4 protein-coding genes are annotated in these 22,360 nt (G+C 44.9%); 1 reads left to right on the top strand and 3 read right to left on the bottom strand.

Annotated features, from left to right (window positions below; genetic code table 11):
- Positions 1-152: 152 nt before the first annotated feature.
- A complete protein-coding gene (locus tag OCT63_RS06925; RefSeq protein ID WP_269983434.1) occupies positions 153-1,838 on the bottom strand; it encodes a GTPase family protein in 1,686 nt (561 codons plus the stop codon).
- A complete protein-coding gene (locus OCT63_RS06920; protein ID WP_269983433.1) occupies positions 1,825-2,937 on the bottom strand; it encodes a YcjF family protein in 1,113 nt (370 codons plus the stop codon). The genes OCT63_RS06925 and OCT63_RS06920 overlap by 14 nt, the downstream gene beginning before the upstream one ends.
- A 325-nt stretch (positions 2,938-3,262) precedes the next feature.
- On the opposite strand from OCT63_RS06920, the gene OCT63_RS06915 reads away from it, so the two are divergent.
- Positions 3,263-3,772: a peptide-methionine (S)-S-oxide reductase gene (locus OCT63_RS06915; RefSeq protein ID WP_269983432.1), complete on the top strand. Its 510-nt coding sequence runs from the start codon at positions 3,263-3,265 to the stop codon at positions 3,770-3,772.
- A gap of 266 nt (positions 3,773-4,038) precedes the next feature.
- Here the strand turns inward: OCT63_RS06915 and OCT63_RS06910 are convergent, their stop codons facing one another.
- Positions 4,039-21,957, bottom strand: a complete 17,919-nt coding sequence (locus tag OCT63_RS06910) for a retention module-containing protein (protein WP_269983431.1) — start codon at positions 21,955-21,957, stop codon at positions 4,039-4,041.
- Between the last annotated feature and the right edge of the window lie 403 nt (positions 21,958-22,360).

Genomic DNA, 22,360 nt, shown 5'->3' with positions numbered 1-22,360 from the left:
TAAACTAGTTCGGAGAGCTAAATAATAATATATACTCCCTTATACATTCAATAACCTATAGTAGACTCCGGATGCTAGTGAACTCTAACAAGAACGCGTATTAATAAAGCGCAAGCATCTCACTAGAACGTCATTATAAATGCAGTCCTTAGTTACTTTTTCTTAACCGCTTGCTTGATTGCCATTTCAGCCAATTTTGGTGTCGCTGCTTTCAATGCGCTTGGTGCCACCTTCTTACTGGCATTTACCGCTTTATTCAGTTGACCTTTGACCGATCTCCCTCTTTTGATTGCTTCTAAACGCTGGCGATTTCTCTGAACATTGTTCGCATCGGCTATGCCTTCGATTAGCGTTCGCTTCAGAGCCTCTAATCCAAACTCCGCCTTTTCTGGCGCGATAGCGAGTGGCAATACGATATCGGTTTGCAACAACATATGGTTATATTCGAGTGCTTGAGCGATGGTTTTAGCTTTTGTCGATGTAGGGTTGCCTAAATCATAAGGAGGCTGCCAGTCATTAACCGGCTTTAATCTATCCACTTGATTCACGACCGATATTACAATAGGTTTTTTACGAGAAACATTTTTAGGATCATCATAGAAGGCATCAAATTTATCTTTCAATTGCTTATCCAATTCACGTGCAGACTGGTTGGCCTTAAGCACCCATAACACAACATCTGCTTGAGTCATCTCCTTAAGCATTAAGACTTCGGTTTTGGCGTTACCATCCAACCCCTGAAGATCAACAACTCTAACATCATTGTCGTCCACAAACGCGTTGTAGACGGTTGAAGCATCAGTTGATGGTAGAACATCAACTTCAGCGACCAACTCTTGTTTGAGTGCATTAATCAGTGAGGATTTCCCCGAGCTTGTTTGCCCCACCAGCACAATTCTTACGGGTTCTAATTCTGGAGAAAAACGCTGTTCGTCCAGTTCAGAAACCTCCGATGTTCTTAGTGCTTCATCTTCAATGCTGAAGCGTCCGCTATAAAGATCAATTGCCACGGCTGCAACCTCATCTAACAAGGCTTGTTTTGCAGCATACTGCATATCATCGACCACACCTTTGGTCATTGACGATGTCGCTTGCTCTCGGCCTAAATCAGAAACGACTTTCAAAGGGTTCAGGTACAGATTTTTAAGGTGATTTCCCCAGATAGCCGCTTTGACGATCTTCAGCCCTAGCTCGCCATATCGATCATAGGCTTCGTATCCTGCTTTAATATAGGAGACCTTCAGGTACTCGATACCCGGTATATGCTCCCGCACCACCAATTTGTATCTCCGGCTGACTTCTTCAAAAAGCTTTAGCCCTTCGGGAATTGAAAAATCGAGTGATTTTTTATCAAACTTTTCAGCGACGAATTCAAGTATCTCTAAACCAGTTTGGTCGAGATTCCCCCACTCGACATCGATCATTAATTGTTGGCGTACATAGTGTTTTGATTCGTTCCAGATCGACAACTCCTTTTGAGACCAATCAAGAGAAGCCTTAACCAACGCATCGTTAATATCAATATTGTCATGCTTTATCTCTGATTCAGAACCCCCCGTGCTATTTTGCTCAGTATTTGAGGGAGACTTGTGGATGACAGACTGTCTATGCAATGCTTGACGTGAAGAACGACTAGAAACATATAAAGGAATAGTAAAAAACAAAGTACTCACAGCAATGACAATCGACATTTCCAGTAAGTAACCGTATTTAATCGCCAAGAAAATACCAAAGCCCATCATAATAATACTTGGGAATACGGCCGAAATCAGAGCAATACCCCAGCGTCCACTCGATAAAACGGCCAGTAATCGAAATAGGTTTCTAATTTTCTTCATAACCCGACGCTGCCTTACCTTTCTTCAGGGATTCTTTGTAGATCTTTTGCATCTCTTGTTCAGAGACTTCTTCGCCTTTGTTTTTATGATAGAAGTAAAAACAAGCCGCTCGACCTAAACCATAACTGGTGCCAAAACTCATAGCTGCAGCAGCAACGGCTCCAACCGTCTGACCATAAACTGGAATCAGCTTTATCAATTGTCGAGAGCCCAGTTTCATTCCGTATTGCAAAGCAAAGCTACTTCCCAACGTACCTATTAACTCACTGAATACTCTCTTGTTCCACTCAACCCCATATTGGTTTGCCAAACTGTGGAGCATCTTCGCTTGAATTGCAGGCACAGACACTAAGCCAACCCCCGGAATCAAATCACTGGTCGCAGCACTTCCCGCGTACCAAAGTACCTCATTTTCTACGTGGTCGAAGTTGGCCTCTTCTTGCGTGGAATGCTCTTTGTCGACCACCATCATTCCGATAACAGGCAGGATATTCGTTAACTGTTCAATCAAGGCATCATAATTGTAGATTAAGCCACTGTTGTTGCTCGAGTCATCAGTCTCGAAATCGACCGATATCGATTCAAAGCCCTTCCCCCAAACCCTTTCCACTTGATTGGAATTAAATTGAACTTGTCTTGCGCGGTCTGTTTCACTGGAACACATTACTGCAGTATGAACAAGTAACAAGTGCTTAATTTTCTTTTGCTTCTTAATCTGTTTCAAAGCAGCAAACACAGCAGACTGTTCTGGCTCATCGACTTTCATCACAACCACCAGCGCGTTACCAGCCAGACCTATCTCTTCCAGATCTTCTTTCGGATCGTAATCGGCCTCACCCAGCCCTCTAGTATCAAGAAACCGCATCACAGGTTTGTCCTGAGGAAAATCATAAGACATCGCCGTCATGGTACATGGTGCAAAGCCATTGCCCACTTCAACCGAAGAATCACCCGTGACCGCTTGAATAAACGATGATTTGCCAGCACCCGTTTTTCCCAACAGCCATAATGTCGGCAGATGCTTACGCTGATATTCATGGGCCGGAGTCAAATCGGGATTTTTGCTCGGATTGATGAAGTCTTTTATTTGATCAAACATAGTTAGGCTAATTCTCACTTGTTTTGAGATTCGGGTTGGTGATAAAGCACTAGGACTTATATAATCACTCTATCGCATTACACTTACGTTGATACATTCATGCTAATTTACAATGTTTAGGCGCTAATCAGATATAAGAATCCATTCTATACAGGCGGTCGTTTTTGGATACACGGTTCTATCACGCATTAAAGCATACTCTAATCTATTGATATAATTGAAGCTTAGTAGCCTAGACCATCAATTAGCCATGAGCAGTGGTCAACTAACAGTTATAAATAGTCGCTAGCGACCACGAACAAACACTAAGAGTTCAAAGAGAAGTATGGAACAGATTTATTTAGCTGGCGGTTGCTTATGGGGCGTACAGGAGTTTATCAAGTATGTACCCGGCGTGATCAGCACAGAAGCAGGTCGTGCAAATGGCAGCTCCCAGCCAACAGAGAACAAAACATCAAAAAGCGATAACGCCCAAAACGCTTATGATGGCTACGCAGAGTGTGTGCAAATTGAATTTGACCCGAGCATCACGTCAGTCACAATTCTGATGGAGCATCTGTTCGAGATCATTGACCCTTACAGCGTCAATAAACAAGGTGTCGATGTGGGCGAAAAGTATCGCACCGGTGTTTACAGCACCGACGCTCAACACTTAGCGGAAGCCAAGCGCTACATTGCATCACGTGAAGATGCAGATCGAATCGCTCTAGAGGTTTTGCCGTTGACCAAATACGTCGCCAGTGATGATATCCACCAGCATCACCTGAGTCACTTTCCTGAAGATCATCACTTATGTCATATCCCTTGGGATCTGCTGCATAAATACAAGTCTTAACTTCGGGGTTGATTTTAGTTTAAATCGTTACTTTCTCATTTGCCTTCTGGCTTAAAAAGTACTCATCAAAAAACCTCAACAATTATATTTTGTTGAGGTTTTCGTTTTTCCAGCTAATTCATCGAATCATGATCCGCACTATTAACACTTATACTAGCTAGTGCAGTTACATAAAAACAAGATATCCAAACAAGCTAGGTAACATCGTTACAATGAAACCATTCAGTTCATATTTACTCAGTAAGCACCTCACCCGTTTTGATAAGCTACCCATGAGTAATAACGTTCTGCTGCACTAACGCATCCAAAATATCCGAAGGCATGGTGCCACCTAAGGTTAGCTGAGGAGCAAGATCTTCAACCACAATCACTTGTTCCGTGGTGCCTAAATCATCAGACTTAATCGTAAGTTCAATATCATCCCCTTCGACTTTCGCGTCGATCTGTTGCAGTAACGCCGTCATGTCTGGAGATGTGTTCTTCAACTCTGGTAATACTTCACGCAAGTCAATCTGGTCTCCTTCAGATAGGCTGAAATCGGTGATGGTATCTTCAACGCCATCTTCGATATTAAGCCATACGAACGAATCCATTCCATTGCCACCCGTGAGGATATCGGAACCACCTCCCCCAATAAGTGTGTCGTTACCGTCACCACCAATAAGAGTGTCATCACCCGATCCACCTTCCAGTCGGTCATCTCCAGAGCCCGCAATTAGGTCAGTCGCATTTGTGCCCGCTAACAACTGAACATCATCGGTTTCAGAAGCTAGGTTAATATCGGCCGCGTCAGACACAATGTTCAGGTTAAGGTCTATTGAAGCCGATGTCGCCGTATCATTGTTGTCAGTCTCTTCAGAAACCGCTTCAACTTTAAGCGTGTAGTTACCTAGAGTTTGAGTAAGCCCGACCGCTTGTAAGCTTTCAATTGCGTCCGCCGTTGCCACCCAAACACCGCCGCCAAGATCCGTTACAGAACCAGCAGAACTGGTAATTTGAGCGCCAGCAGGTACATCACTGATATGCAATGTGAGCTCTTCTGTAATGTCCGTTAAGGCCGCGATAATCCCAACCAAAGGAATACCACTCGCACTGACAGACTGACTCGCCGTAATATTTCTCACGTAGTTAGTTGCAGTATCGATAGACAAGGTTGGTGCGTTCGCAACTGGCGTAACCGCGATGTTGTAAACCACAGGTGCCGTCTCTATCGCGATACCTGAAGGGTTTCCACTGTCTTTAGCGACAACTTCTAAACCAATGCTATTGGCTGGAGACAGGCTCGCATCAAGGTAAACCCCACTTGGACTGGTTGGTGTATCAATCAGCGCATTCAGATCGCTCAGAGTACCAACTAAGATGACTGAACCGGTGTTATTACCGCTGACTATCACCGTCGTCATTGCCGGAAGTGATACATTTAATGTGCCGTAATCGACCGTCAGCGTGACTGTCATTAGGTCATTGGCATATGAATCAACATAATCAGGATCACTGACATTGATGCCACTCAATAACTGACCTGCATCCTCATCAATCATAGAAGTGACACTGTCACCATTAATCACAGGTGTATCGTTCACTCCATCGACAATCGCTGTAATCTCAGCCGTATCCGTTAGGAAGTCATTAGTGCCGTTCGTTGTACCATCGTCTTCAACAGTATAAGTGAACTTAACGTTACCGTTGTATTCATCAGCAGCCGTAAATATCCAGTAAGGGCCTGTAATCGTAGCGTCATCAGCACCACCTACGTTCTCAAAGCGCTGTAACTGGCCTTGGCCTTCATCGAGCACCAGATTAGTCACGGTAATAGAATCGTTTTCCGGATCGTTCGTCGCGGCAATTAAGTCGCCCTCTTTGATGATTAGCTGACCTTCTTCAAGGATGTTTCCTAAATCGATATCGGTCGCGACAGGCTGATCATTCACTTCCGTTACCATAACGCTGATTTCGCCGGTATCTGTTAAGAAATCATCAGCACCGTTGGTTGTACCATCGTCCTCAACGGTGTAAGTGAACTTAACATCACCGTTGTATTCGTTGGCAGCGGTAAATACCCAGTAAGGGCCAGTAATCGTAGTATCATCAGCACCACCCACGTTCTCAAAGCGTTGTAATTGACCTTGGCCTTGAGCGAGTACCAAACTGTTCACAGTAATCGTGTCATTTTCCGGATCTGTTGTTGCTGAAATCAGATCTTCCTCTTTGATGATCAATTGACCTTCTTCAAGCATGGTGCCCAAATCAATATCCGATGCCGTTGGTTGGTCGTTAACTTCAGTCACCACAAGACTAATTTCAGCGTTATCAGTTAGGAAGTCATCCACACCGTTGGTGGTGCCATCATCAATAATCGAATAACCAAATTTCACATCGCCATTAAAATCATTGGCTGCAGTGAATATCCAGAACGGTCCTGTAATCGCAGGGTCATCAGCACCACCAGCATTTTCAAAGCGCGTTAGCTGACCTTGTCCTTGAGTAAGAGTCACGCCCGTTACCGTAAGGTTATGGTTTTCTAGATCAGAACTGGCTGCAATCAAATCTTCTTCAACGATCACAAGTTGACCTTGTTCAGCAATCGAGCCTAAATCAACGTCGTTGGCTACCGGAGCATCATTGATCTCTGTAACTTTGATAGTAAATGTAGTTTGGTTAGTTTGGGCTGTATTCGGGTCTGCAGGGTCAATCAAACCGTTGTTACCGCCGTCATCCAACGTAGCGTTGATCGTAACTAACCCATTTTGATTGAGGTAATTCTGGTCTGGATCGGGTTTGAAAATAACGCTTCCATTCGCCAACGCAGTATTAATGTCGGCTTCTTTACCCGTCATCACAAGCGAACCATCAGCCTCCAATACAAACGTTACGCCAGTCGAGCTTGTGAACTCAAACACACCTTGGGCACCCGGTAACGTTTGATCGACTTGCAACGTCAGAACATACGGCGCATCCGGGTTGTCAAAAATAGCGTCAACATCGTAAATACTAAAGTTGTCGATTGCTACACCCGTTGAATCTTCTTCAGTTTCAAGATTGGTTACGTTCACAAAAATTGGTTGATCGTTGACAGGATCAATCACTAAATCAACATCGAAGCTGGTTGACGTACCTAAGTATTCGGTGTTGTCAGCGTCTGTATCCACAGAGCGAACCGTAATTTGCAATGGACCATTAATGCCCAACACATTACCGGCATCACTATTGTATTCACCAAAGTTGAATACGAGCTTATCTAACGACTGAGTAGGGACATCTAATGTCCAAATCTGTGCCACTGGATCATAGCTGCCCAACGTGGTGCCGTCTGGATAGTATATGGAAGCTCCTTGAGGCACCCCTGCCACTTCAACTCGAAGCGTTTCTGGTGCGTTCTCTGAAAAGATCCCACTTCCGGTTGCCGAAAGTTCTTTGTCCAAAATGGTTGCATTGATCTCAATATCAATGTTTTGTCCTTCATTGCCTACAACGGAATCTGTTGGATTGGTATCTACATCATCACCAACAGGCACCACATGCAGTTTGAAACTCGGTAAGTTCGCCGCCGCAGTCGGTACACCAAGCAAAGATTCTTGAGTAAAGACTTCCACACCAAACTTGGCAGTACCACTGAAGTTTTTAGGCGGCAATATCGATAACTCACTAAGGTCGAACGAAAGCCCCAAAGCTTGAGGAAGCTTAACACTCCACTCCCCGTTGCCGTTATTCTTGACTGTATATCCAGATCCTGCATCTGCGTTCATCAAAAAACCATCTGGTACACCCGTAAACTTAATCGAAACGAACTGCTCAGAACCATCGAGGTCGGTCAAAGCTATCGATACAGGTCCGGTCCCTGCTAATGAAATTGACTGATCTTCATTACCTGTTATTTCAATGATATCTGGGTTACTACCAGGCCCCGTGACCAGCACATCATCGACAACGGGGACAACATCAAAGCTCACGCTGGTATTAAATGAATCAGTGTCTGCTGCCGTGCCCACCGGTGAGGCAGGATCATTATAGGTCGCTGTATCGGTCACTGTACCGCTGACATTGACCTGTACCTGATTTACATCATTCCCTGTAGGGTAGTTTGTTACTGCCCTAAAGAGCACATTGTCTAATGCACCAGCCGTGATTTCAGCTTGATTAAACGTGACAGATGTACCTAATGAGGTACCTGTATTGTCATAAAACGCACCTATAGAAGGGTTGTCTAGCGTTAAGGTAATGGACGTAAACTCTTCTTGACCGCCTTCAACACCTGAAACCTGATCTGAAATGGTTGAATTGAAGTCGAGCTGGATATAGGTGTCTTCATAACCGACCGTATCTTGTCCACTCTGCCCATCGTTATCGACAGGGTTAAAGGCATCATCAAGAGAGCCCACGACATTGACATCAATCGTTGGATCCGTCTCTGCATCTGGTGCAACTTTGATGACAACTTCAGTAACTAGTGTCTTCTCATCCCCAGATTGAAGCTCTTTAGTCACTACGGTCATTGGCAATCTAAAGTCACCTGAGTAATTGGGGGGTAGGTTCAATAACAAGCCGGATGAATCAACGGTTACGCCCTGCTCGACCGTGGTTTCGTAAACATATTTTCCGTTCACAAAATCAACATCACTTGTTCCCGAGAGGCTAATTGGGAATGATGTATTAGAATCGATAACCAAAGTGCCATCGATGATCACAGTCACTTGGTCAGTAGAATCATCGCGACCAGTCAAGCTCAAGATGCCATTTAACGCCGCGCCGAGGTCAAGCTGAGTATCTTCTACAGCATCGATAACACTGTCTGGCACAATCGAGATCGCTGCCGCCACTTTATCTGGAGCAATGAGCACTTCCGGGTAAGACAGAGTTACTTCACCAGTTCGCAATTCTTGAGCTGATGTCTTGTTATTCGCATCACCAGGGTCTGACACCAAGGTAGACATTGTCATCTTGATGTTATTGAAATTAGTAGCGACATCGTCACTATCATCGCCTGGCGTGAAATCTAACCCTCGAGGCGCCCTGATACTAAAGGCATCTTCATTCGTCACAACCCAACGACCACCACCTTCATAAGAGGCGCCAGTGACTAGAAGTTGCACCAAAATATCGTCAGATAGCGCACTCCCATCAGTGTTAGTTAATTCGACAATCACTTCGTCGACTTGTTCTTCAACTGTACTTAAATCCGTTTCCTGGTATCGGACGACATACTCATCTGTAAGTGATGTGTTGTCACTGTTGGTTGTAAATTTAATTACGCCATTAGCATCAGCCGTAATCGTAGTGAGATCTCCAGAGCCATCTTCATTTGAAACCACAATCTTGTTATCAACATCTCCAGGCTCAACGACAGGTCTTACACGTACATCAATCGTACCTGTAATCGTCGCCGTGACTATTCCTTGTCCAGGGTTTGAGGCATCAATGTATTCATGATCTCGCTCTTCAATCATCACAACCGTATCGAGCGTAAAATCGGTACTTGAATCTTGAGCCGGCGTTATTTGAATGAAGTTATTGTTCAGCGTAATCTGAGTAAAATCTTCTGCCGTTTGGCCACTCTTCGGCGTGATGGTCAAAGTACCTGCTGCGGCATCATAAACCCATATCACATCACCATTAACCACAACACTTTCTACATCACTCGGGATATCACTGATGACAATAGAAGTGAAGTGCTCGTCGTCATCAATGTAATCTACGTCCTTAGGGTGCCAATCAATATTAATCGCGGTATCTTCATTTCCGTTTGTAACATTGCTGTAGGTAGATGCCGTATCGATGATAGGCTCAACTAACACTCGCACTTCTTGATCAAAAGTAAGTGCATGGCCGTCATTCTCAGTGACGATCACTTTCCCTTGAATGTGAATATTCTCAGTGGATGAATCAACAGGCCTGATTCGGATTCCTGATGTGGTCGCGAATTGCGTTATGTTGGCTTCGTAGATAGGCTTACTGAGATCTGGATTACCATTGATGTCGTCCTCATAACCCACAAAGTTAAGATCGATAACCGTACCATCGCTATCTTCCAGAATAACGCCATCAGGGATGCCAGACAGGATGACCGTTATCGATTCTGAACCATCACCCGGTAAAGGTAAATCAGCAGGGTCGTTAGGCCTTCTCTCACCAGAAAGCACCGAAAAATCGAGAACCGCAAAGCTATCGCCGTTTTGACTCTCTTGAATGGTGGTTTGAACACCACTTGCAGTACCGTCCGTAATATCAGTCCAAGCCGTACCATGCGTACCGCCATATGGAATATCAGCAACACCTTTAACAGCGACATTGACCGTTTTGGTTCCCAATATTTCCTCATCGACTTGAACACCGCTAGACAAGTTCGCGGTATCTTTAACCACTCCGGTCACATCGAAGGTGAAATCTTCATTACTGTTTTTAGTTGGAACCACCTCAACGTTCGCTAAATCGGAATACGCGACTTCCTGATAATCCACCCCATTAATGGTGATGGTCGGCACAACGGTAGTGGTGCCTAAGAAATAAAGCACCGCGCCTTCTGTTACGTTACTGATACGAACAAATAGCTCTTCAGAACTGTCCGAATCTACCGACCCTGCCATGGTGATGACTTCGTCTAACGTGAACACATCTTTATTGTCCAGAGGTCCGACATAATTAGGGTCGTCAATATTGTCTTCGTTAATCTGAATACGATTGACACTGAATGTACCTGGATCCGCATCAGCAGTAACATCAATGATAATATTTTGCTCTACCGAGCGAGCAGTCGTTTTATCATTTGCCCCACCGTTAGCAGAATCATCATATGGATTACGCGTTTCTTCGGTAATGACCGTCGCTTTGAACTCAATTTGTCCAGAGAAGTTATCGATAGGATTAACCACTGTGCTATTGATATCGCCAGCTGCGATAATATAAACGCCACCAGTCGGAGTAAGCACGTTGCCACTTTGATCTAGTAACTCAAACTTACCGCTGCCCTGCACCGCTTCTAGCTCGTAAGTAATGGTTTCAGTTCTGCTATTATCTTGTGACTCTGCATTCAACTGCAGCGTGACGTTATCCTCGTCTTCATTCACTTGATACTGATACGTGCTGTTGGAATCATCCCAAGTCGCAATATCAGCCACAGCTTCAATCTCGATTCTGAAATTTGAGTTTACTGTGTGGTCTGGTGAACCGTTATTATCAATTTCGAGCTCATAGTTGATACGCACGCCATTGTTATTTGAACCAAAGTTTTGGTCTGGAACAAAGAACAAGTTATTGATGGTCGCGATCGTCTGCCTCGCGTCATTCGGATTTGGATCAAAGCTTTGTTGCATCTCCGGAGGCCCAAATAGGATGTCACCGTTTGGTTCAGCCGTTAACTTATGATATTCAGCGCCATCAAAGTAATAGAAAGTGCCTCTGTGATTGCTGTTTTGAATCGTCAGTTGACCGATAGACTCACTATTATCTTGATCATACAAATTAACTTGCAGCGAAACTTGTGCTGGAGCATCAGGTAGGCCACTTTGGTTATCTTGGGTATTCTCAAGAGTCGGCGCATCCCCCGTTGCGTAAGGTATCGTTGAGTCTCTACCCGCATCTTCGAAGGTAGTCACTTTTAAAGCGATTCTTGACGACTCCCTATCCGTAATCGTGATATCTAACGGTGTTTCAGAGGTGTCTAGATCTCCATCCGTCGCAATCACATTAATAGAAAAGTCGATGGTGTCACCGTCATGATCGAGATAACCGTTGGCTCTAAATTCCACTTCACCATTTGAGTTAATACGTAATCGGCCGAGCTCACGAGTATCAGCACCGCCATTCGTCTGCTCATAAACTCTAATCTCTTGGCTACCACTATTTAAGTCGAAACCGCTACTGTATGGTCCGTTGTTTCCTGTACGGAACACAATATCTGCACCATTGCTTGAGATCCCCTCAATTCGGCTCAGTACCGCACCATCAGCCCCAACATCCGTCGCATCAGCAAACATGTCGACTTTAGAGCCACCGTAATTCTGGCCTTCAACACGAGTAATCGACTGTGTTGTTACCAGCGGAACATCATCCGTTACTGTGATAGTGAGATCGATCGCGTTTGACTGGTCTTGGTCGAAATCTTCTGCTACTACCGAAAAGTTAAGGTCAATCGTATTTTCACTTAAGCCATCAGGGTGCTGGAGTGGTTTAAACAATTCAAAGTGATAGCTATTGTCTGAAGTATCGAAAACAATCTCGAACACAGCTTCGTTGCTCGTCACGGTTTGAGCAACATAGGTAAAGGTTGTGCCGGTTTGTGAAACCGCTAGCCACTCTAAGCTTTCTCCACCGGACGTTAAGCCCGTCAGAACCAAATCTTCATCAACCAGTTCATACTTCACAACACCATCGCCGCCTTCATCGACGGTGAACAATCCATTGATGATGGTGTCTTCCGTTTGATCAGAACCAATGCCAGTAAGATCGTCTTCATCGACAACCGTTTCGCCCGTCGGCGGCGTCATTACCGGAACATCATCAATGACTTCAATTGGTAATCGATATTGGTTGGAATCATCACCGTCGCCATCAACAGCAACAACATCAAACGGTATTGTTAATGTATCGAGGTTGCTCGGTGTAGTGACATGATTGAGAGGGCCAAGCAGGGTAAACGTGTAAGCACCGTCATCAGTCAGCACTAATGTGAAAATTGGCGTTCCACCCGGATCGGTTGCGCCTTGGTAGGTGGTCGTGTTAGCAGCACCTGTGATCTCGGTGATCTTAATACCTTCATTACCAGACGATAGTGTTGCTTCCAGCGTTGAGATATTGCGCAGTTCGTAAACCTCAACTTGGTCTGCACCTTCAGTGGTTACAAACGAACCCGTCGCTTGTGCCAGAGTACCCAAATCATCTTCATCAACCACAAACGTACTTGCGACAGATGTGTCAGTAATGGTTGGAACATCATCAGCAATGGTCACCGTTAGCGGTTTGATCGCTGAGTCTGTGTTGTCTTTGTCGACAGCGATAACTGGCAAGGTGAAGATTTGATCGTTATTACCCTGTACTGGCAGGTGGTCCAACTCTTCCAGTAAGGTGAATGTGTACTCTCCTAGAACCAGGCTGCTAAAGGTGATGGTGAAAATGTCCGTTTGAACACCCCCACTTTCCACGAAACCAATATAACTTCCACTGTTGGCAGGATCTTCTTTTAGCTGAACTACCAAACCATCCGCTTTCAGATCGCCAGATGTGTTGAATTGAGCCGTATCAATACGGAAGTGGCTTACATCATCACTACCTTGGGTAAAGGTAATGGTTTCAGTCTGGCTGACTGGCAAGCTTGGCGAAGAACCATCACTTAAGTTGACTTCAGAAAGGCTGACCTCAGGAACTAAATCTATCGTCGGAAGGTCGCCATCGGTGATCTTCAACGTCACAGTCGATGTGACAATATCGCCATCAAGATCAACAGAAGTCACCACAATCGACTTGGTAATATCCCCACCAGCATGGTTTTGATTTCGCACAGGCTCGAATCGTATCTCGCCTTCTGTGGTGATAAATACAGAACCTTCAGTGAACACGAACTCTTGTTCTCCATTCACATTTAAATCAAGGCTTTCTGCGGTTTTACCATCAAAGACAAATGAAGTGACTTTCGCTCCGTCGGCACTTTGACTTGGCATCACATCAAGGGTATTTGACGTTTCTACTCTTGCTGCAGATTCTCGACTGGTGATGGTACCGCCCTGCATCAATTGCACATCGTCACCAACGGTCACGCCAAGTTGAGAAACTAACGAATCATCGCCATCACTATCAACTGCGTAAACTGGCAGATTGAAGCTTAAATCGTTGTTGCCACGCGCATCTTGATGATCCAGAGCTTCGATTAAAGTGAATGTGTATTCACCTAATGTTCCGGCGATGAAATCCAACGTAAACACCGTTGTCTCTACGTTAGACGAACTGGTCGTAAAGCCGATGTACTGACCGGAACCTTGAGGCTCTTCGCGTAATTCGACCGCTAAGCCATTCGATTTAAGTGCATCGTTAGTATTGAACTCAGTTGGTTCAAGACGGAAACGAACCACATCGTCACTTTGATTGGTGAAAGTAATCGTCTCTGTTTGACTCACCGCACTACCACTTGGCGCAGAACCATCCGTCAAATTCGTTTCCGACAAAGTAACACCCGGCACCGCATCAATGGTTGGGATGGCACCATCGGTAATGGTAAGCGTGATAGTTGAAGTCTTCGGATCGTTATCGAAGTCACTTGAAGTAACGACAATCGACTTCACGATGTCTTCGCTGGCAGAGTGGTCAAGGTCACGATTAGGTTCAAAGCGCACTTGGCCTTGAAGAGTGATGAATAACTCACCTTCCGTGAAGCTAAACTGCTGCTCGCCTACGATGCTTTGATCGAGTGTTTTGACAATCCCGCCAAAAGAAAACTCAGTGATCGTCGCACCATCAGCGCTCTGAGTTGGTATCACATCGATTGTGTTAGTCGTTACCGTGCCAGAAGCCAACTCTGCGACGGTTGGCTCGGTGATATCTAACGTACCGTCTTGCATGATTTGGACATCATCGCCAATAGTTACGTTTAGCTGAGATACCAGAGAGTCATCGCCATCGCTGTCTACCGCGTAAACGGGTAGATCAAAACTTAGATCGTTCTTATCGAGGCCATCTACATGGTCTAGCGCTTCAAGTAAGGTAAAGGTGTATTCACCTAGCGTGGTTACCGAGAAACTAATGGTGAACACTGGAACTTCAGTGCTCGAACCGTTGGTAATAAAGCCTATGTAAGTGCCTGGATTAGCAGAGTCTTCTTTTATCTCGACCGCAAAGCCATTCGATTTCAGTGCGCTACTCATATTGAATTCAGTAGGTTCAATACGGAAACGGGTCACATCATCACTTTGATTGGTGAAGGTAATCGTCTCAGTTTGACTTACTGCACTGCCGCTTGGAGTTGAGCCATCAGCAAGATTCGTTTCAGACAAAGTAACACTTGGCACCGCATCAATGGTCGGGATAGCACCATCAGTAATCGTCAGCGTCACTGTGGAATTCAGTAGGTCATTATCTGAATCGCTTGAGGTCACCATTATCGACTTCACGATGTCTTCGCTAGCCGTATGGTCTAGATTGCGATAGGGTTCGAAGCGCACCTCACCTTGCAAGGTGATGAACAACTCACCTTCAGTGAAGCTAAATTGCTGCTCACCATTGTCGGTTTGATCCAGAGTGCGAACTTGCCCGTCATAAGTAAACTGAGTAATTGTCGCACCATCAGCACTTTGCTCAGGCATTACATCAACAGTGGCTGTCGTCGGAGTACCCACAGTCAAATCCGCAACCGTTGACTCAATAATACTGAGCGTTTCGTCCTGCATGATTTGAACATCATCACCGATGACCACATTAAGTTGAGACATCAGTGAATCATCGCCATCACTATCAACGGCGTAAACAGGAAGATCAAAAGACAGATCATTATTCGCTAAACCATCTACATGATCCAACGCTTCAAGCAGGGTAAAAGTATATTGACCTAAATTGGTATCCGAGAAGCTAATCGTAAACACGTTAGTTTCAACATTCGGAGCTGTCGTCACAAAACCGATATAACCACCCGGCGTGGTTGGGTCAGCTTTCAGCTCGACGGCCAAACCGTTGGATGTCAAAGCACCGCCAACATTAAACTCTGTCGGTTCAATACGGAAACTCGTCACATCATCACTTTGATTGGTAAAGGTGATGGTTTGAGTTGAACTCACCGCACTTGCGTTTGGATCAGAGCCGTCACTCAAATTCGTTTCTGACAGTGTAACGCTTGGCACAGTGTCAATCGTTGGGATATCGCCATCCGTGATGGTTAGCGTTACCGTTGAGGAAACAAGATCACTATCAGAATCACTTGAGGTTACGACTATCGACTTAACGATATCGCCGCCAGTATGGTCAAGGTTACGATTGGGTTCGAAACGAATATCGCCTTGTAGAGTGATATACAAAGACCCGTCAGCAACCACAAACTTCTGCTCACCCGTATCGTTTTGGTCAAGCGTTAATACCGCCCCACCATCGTAAGTGAACTGAGTAATGGTCGTGCCATCAGCACCTTCTTCATCAAGGACATTAACGATAGACGTAGTCGGTGTACCTGCTGCCAAATCTGCAACCGTTGGCTCTTCAATAGTGAGAGAGTCATTAACCATCACTTGAATATCATCAGTAATCGTCACGGCCAGTGGTGACATCACAGAGTCATCACCATCGCTATCAACGGCATACACTGGCAAGTTGAATGTTAGGTCGTTATTACCTTGAATAGGCGTATGGTCAATGGCTTCCAGAAGCGTAAATGTATATTCACCCAAAGTAGTGCTGCTGAAATCGAGAGTGAAGACTGTAGTTTCGACATTCGAAATATCGGTCGTGAAACCAATATAATTGCCAGAACCTGTTGGTTCCTCTCGAATCTCAATGATCAAGCCATCGGACTTGAGCGCGTTGTTAGTATTAAATTCACTGGGCTCTAAACGGAATTTCTCAACATCGTCACTTTGATTAGTGAAAGTGATGGTTTCCGTTTGACTGACTGCGCTACCACTTGGCGATGAGCCGTCCGTTAGGTCAGCTTCTTTAAGTACGACGCTCGGCACCGCATCGATTGTCGGAATATCTCCATCCGTAATGGTCAGCGTAATAGTTGAAGTCACCGGATCGTTATCGAGGTCACTTGAAGTCACGACTATCGACTTCACGATGTCTTCGCTAATTGAGTGGTCAAGGTCGCGATTAGGCTCAAAGCGCACTTCACCTTCAAGAGTGATAAACAGCTCGCCTTCTGTGAAGCTGAATTGCTGCTCTCCTGTGTCATTCTGATCAAGTGTTCGTAGCTGGCCGTCATAAGTGAACTGAGTGATCGTCGCGCCATCAGCGCTCTGTTCTGGCATTACATCAATGGTATTGGTCGTGATTGTGCCGTCTGCAAGATTTAGTTCAACAATATCTAACGCACCGTCTTGCATGATCTGGACATCATCACCAATGGTCACATTAAGCTGAGACACCAGAGAGTCATCGCCATCGCTGTCTACCGCATAAACGGGTAGATCAAAACTTAGATCGTTCTTATCTAAGCCATCTACATGGTCTAGCGCTTCAAGTAAGGTAAAGGTGTATTCACCTAGCGTGGTTGCCGAGAAACTAATGGTGAACACTGGAACTTCAGTGCTCGAACCGTTGGTAATAAAGCCTATGTAAGTGCCTGGGTTAGCAGAGTCTTCTTTTATCTCGACCGCAAAACCGTTTGATTTCAGTGCACCGCCGACATTGAACTGGGTTGGTTCAATACGGAAGTTAGTTACATCATCACTTTGATTGGTGAAGGTAATCGTCTCAGTTTGACTGACAGCACTGCCGCTTGGAGTTGAGCCATCAGCAAGATTAGTTTCAGACAAAGTAACACTTGGCATGGCATCAATGGTTGGGATAGCACCATCAGTAATCGTCAGCGTCACTGTGGAAGTCAGTACGTCATTATCTGAATCGCTTGAGGTCACCACTATCGACTTCACGATGTCTTCGCTAGCCGTATGGTCTAGATTGCGATGGGGTTCGAAGCGCACCTCACCTTGTAAGGTGATGAACAACTCACCTTCAGTGAAGCTAAATTGCTGCTCACCATTGTCGGTTTGATCCAGAGTGCGAACTTGCCCGTCATAAGTAAACTGAGTAATTGTCGCACCATCAGCACTTTGCTCAGGCATCACATCAACAGTGGCTGTCGTCGGAGTACCCACAGTCAAATCCGCAACCGTTGGCTCAATAATACTGAGCGTTTGGTCCTGCATGATTTGAACATCATCACCGATGACCACATTAAGTTGAGACATCAGTGAATCATCGCCATCACTATCAACGGCGTAAACAGGAAGATCAAAGGTCAGATCATTCTTAGTTTGGCCATCAACATGGTCTAACGCTTCAAGTAAAGTGAAGGTGTACTGGCCTAAGTTAGTATCTGAAAAACTAATCGTGAATACGTTGGTTTCAACGTTCGAACCACCGGTAACAAAACCGATAAAGCCGCCCGGTGTGGTTGGGTCAGCTTTCAATTCAACTACCAATCCATTTGATCTCAGAGCACCGCCAATATTGAACTCAGTAGGTTCAATACGGAAGCTTGTCACATCATCACTTTGATTGGTAAAGGTAATAGTTTGAGTTGAACTAACTGAACTGCCACTAGGCGCTGAACCATCACTTAGATTGGTCTCCGACAAGGTCACAGCTGGCACATTATCAATGGTTGGAATATCGCCATCGGTAATGGTCAGCGTGACTGTCGAGGTCAACACATCGTTATCAGAATCACTGGAAGTGACCACGATCGATTTCACAATGTCTTCGTTCAGTGTGTGATCTAGATTGCGATTGGGTTCAAAACGCACATCACCTTGAAGCGTGATGAACAATTCACCTTCCGTGAAGCTAAACTGTTGCTCGCCATTATCAGTTTGGTCCAGCGTTCGAAGCTGACCATCATAGGTAAATTGAGTGATCGTCGCGCCATCGGCACTTTGATTTGGCATCACATCGAAAATAGCAGTCGTCGGTGTGCCTGCTGCTAAATCAGCAACCGTCGGCTCAGTAATACTAAGCGCACCGTCTTGCATGATTTGAACATCATCGCCGATGGTCACACTTAACGGCGACATCAGGGAATCATCACCATCACTGTCTACCGCATAAACGGGTAGATCAAAGCTGAGCTCGTTGTTGCCTCGAGCATCTTGGTGGTCCAGCGCTTCGATGAGCGTGAACGTGTATTCGCCTAATGACCCAGCGTTAAAGCTCAATGTGAATACTTGAGTTTCCACGTTAGTGGCACTGGTCGTGAAACCAATATAGTCACCTGACCCTGCCGGATCTTCACGTAACTCTACGGCTAATCCATTCGATTTAAGCGCATCGTTGGTATTGAATTCTGTTGGTTCAATTCGAAAGCGAACTACGTCATCACTTTGGTTGGTGAAAGTTATAGTTTGCGTTGAACTCACCGCAGCGGCGCTTGGAGTAGAACCATCCGTCAAATTCGTTTCTGAAAGCGTAACGCTTGGTACTGCATCAATGGTCGGAATATCACCATCGGTTATCGTCAGTGTTACGGTTGAAGTCAGCGCATCATTATCGAAGTCAATTGAAGTCACCACAATCGACTTCACTATGTCTTCGCTAATTGAGTGGTCAAGGTCGCGATTAGGTTCAAAGCGCACTTGGCCTTCAAGGGTGATAAACAGTTCGCCTTCCGTGAAGCTAAATTGCTGCTCTCCTGAAATGCTTTGATCGAGTGTGTTTACGATACCGTCATAAGTGAACTGAGTGATCGTCGCGCCATCAGCGCTCTGTTCTGGCATCACATCAATGGTATTGGTCGTGATTGTGCCGTCTGCAAGATTTGGCTCAACGATATCTAACGTACCATCTTGCATGATTTGAACATCATCACCGATGGTCACATTAAGTTGAGACACCAATGAATCGTCGCCGTCTGTATCAACGGCATAAACAGGTAGATCGAAGCTCAGGTCGTTGTTGTCTAAACCGTCCACATGGTCTAACGCTTCAAGTAAAGTAAAAGTGTATTCGCCCAACGCACTCGTAGAAAAGGCGATCGTGAACACTGGAATTTCAATGCCCGAGCCATTAATAATAAAACCGACGTAAGTACCCGGATTGGCAGAATCTTCTTTTATCTCAACCGCAAATCCATTCGATTTTAATGCACCGCCCACATTGAACTCGGTTGGCTCAATACGGAAACTCGCCACATTGTCACTACCAGCGGTAAAGGCAATCGTATCTGTTTGACTCACCGCACTTCCGCTTGGAGAAGATCCATCAGCAAGGTTGGTTTCTGAGAGAGTAACAGGCGGGATCAAATCAATGATCGGATTTTGGCCATCAGTGATACTTAGCTCAAGCATTGAAGAGTCAGTGTCTCCATCACCATCTTCAGCTAAAAATGAGAACTGTTTTACTATAGTTTCACTGCTTGAGTGGTCGATATCACGAGCGACTTCAAAACTGAAATCACCGTTTAATGAGATAGTGACGACACCCTCAGTAAAACTGAAAGTCTGGGTAGCATCGGGGAGCAGGCTTTGATCTAACGAATAGTCAACACCGTCGTAGTTGAACGATTGAATTGTCGAACCATCAGCGCCTTCGAAGTTGAATAGGTTATACGAAACAACGGTATCGCCCGCTAAGGTTGGTTCAGTGACTGATTCAACCTTATCGACTAACTCAACGACATCGTCCTTAACATTGACGAGAATCTCAGCAGCTTCTGGTGTGTTCGAACCTCCAGACAGTGCCGAACGGTCACCATCTGCATCAACGGCATAAATTGGCAGTGCAAAAGTTAATAACGCATCTTCAGCGCCTTGGTGCGAAAGGTCTTCATACAGATTAAATTCGTAGTTACCCAATGAAGGGCTGTCAATTTTAACATCAAAGACCGTAATTCTCGATCCATTGACCTCTACATAGCCTTCGTAAGTTCTTACACCGTTGGTTTCATCAATAAGCTCAAGTAGTACGGCCTCACCATTTGAAACTAAGGTACCACCAGTATTAAATTCTGCCGGTTCGAGTTCATAATGATCAATGATGTCGCTTTCAAAAATGTCCGCGGTGACACTGCCGCTGCCAGACACTGGCGACATGCCCTCTTGCGAGCCGCCAACAATGCCCACTTCATCAACATCAATACTGTCAACATTAGTGATAACAGGGCTATCACCATCAGTGATAGCAATGTTAATGGCATTGGTTACAATATCTTGGTCAAAATCGGTAATCGTGATCGGCAGAGAGAAAGAGAGTGAGTCAGTGCCGTTCTGTTCAATCGGATTAAACTGCTCAAACTTATAGGTGCCATTGGTATCCAGTGAGATAGTGAGAACAACCTCACCAGAACCTTCAATAGCCAAAGTGATCGTCGTTCCATCACCAGAAAGCCTTGCCAGCGTGTTCTGGTTATCACTGAGTACCCCATCAAACTGCTCTAATGCGCTTGCATCAAAGACCGCAGATTGAAGATTATCACTCCCGATATTAGAGAAGGTTCCTTCTATCGCTGCACTGTTAGTCTCAACGGTATTGATATTCACACTTTCAGCAGACGGATCGATCCCGTCAAACACGGTAACTTGTGTGTTGATAGGTGTTATTAATGGGTTTCCAGCGGTGTCTTCACCTTGAATATCAAAGGTAATATCTATTTGATCACCGGTATAGGAAACTTGGCCACCACCGATGGACGGAACATGGTCTATCGGCTGAGAAATCGTCGTAATTAAAGAAAGCTCAATGTTATTTCCAACACTGATGGCATCAATGTCGATACGTAATACTTCATCGGAGCCTTGAACACCAACGATAGAATTGGTCGCCGCGTTGTATGTAAAAGTAACGGGCTGACCACTTGAAGTAATGTCGTTGTTTAATTCACTAAGTAGTGAAGCGAGGGATAGAGTATCTGGAACGAAAGAGTCAGGAGCAAGCGCTAAACTACCAGCAATAATCGTTTCTGTCGTCGTGATAGATTGAGGATAGGTACTCTCAGATATCGATCCTTCAGTAAGAGCTTCACTGATTGATTGGCCACCTGATGAGCGAGTGACCGATCTCAATTCTTCTCTGTCTTCATCAACGGTTTTTTCTTCTAGAGCAGCGGTCTCAAAGAATGTCGATGGGTGAGTTTCTATGTAATTATAATCAATCGTCACAAAACCAGCATTCGCAGAACCTAATCCGCCACCAGCCGCCGTTGCTTCTAAGATTTGAGTCGGATCGGCACCACCTAAAATGGCTTCTTGAATTGCAGCAAGGTCGTCTTCAGTGAAGGTTTCTGCGTCTGCTTGCTGTAAGTCAAAATTAACCTCACCAGCTATTGGGGCATCTACCCATGCGGCAGTCTCATCAACACAACCGACACAATTCTCTCCAACCGGAATCGAATCATTCTGAACGCCTAATACAAGCTCTGACTTGTTTGCAGTAATGACAATCTCGTTTTCACGGATAATATCGCCAACTGAAACCTTTCTTGCACTGCCGTCAGGCTTAACTACGACGACATCTCCACTGGTTGCTTCAACTACCGCAACCTGACGTGAAACTTCGATATCCACATATCCCCCGTTGCCACAAAGCACTATTCTCTAGAGCTGTGAAAATTATAGTAATAGCGATTTCAAGATTAAATAGAACTTAGACCTAACTTTTCATCAATAGTAATCAATCGTGATGTTCAATTGACTCGAAAAGAAAAATTCGTTTCACCTGTTTTTTTTTATAGTTTACTTACTATTAAGCCTAGCCTTCCCCATAAAAAATACCATGTCTGTGCGACGAAACGTCTTTTCACAAATCTAGGTATTTCCTCTGACTCTAGAAAGCAATAGTTAAAAGTTAGTAGGGTGCTGATTTATGTGCAAACAAATTCACACTGAAATCTCACCTCTTCGTTTGATAAATATATACAGCAATAAGGTTGTTAAATCATTAGCAAATATGGGGTATAAATTCGGGTGA

This window comes from Vibrio sp. RW (assembly GCF_027587105.1).
Taxonomy (GTDB): Bacteria; Pseudomonadota; Gammaproteobacteria; order Enterobacterales; family Vibrionaceae; genus Vibrio; species Vibrio toranzoniae.
The sequence above is the reverse complement of the archived record's forward strand: the minus strand, read 5'-3'. Positions and strand labels throughout refer to the sequence as shown.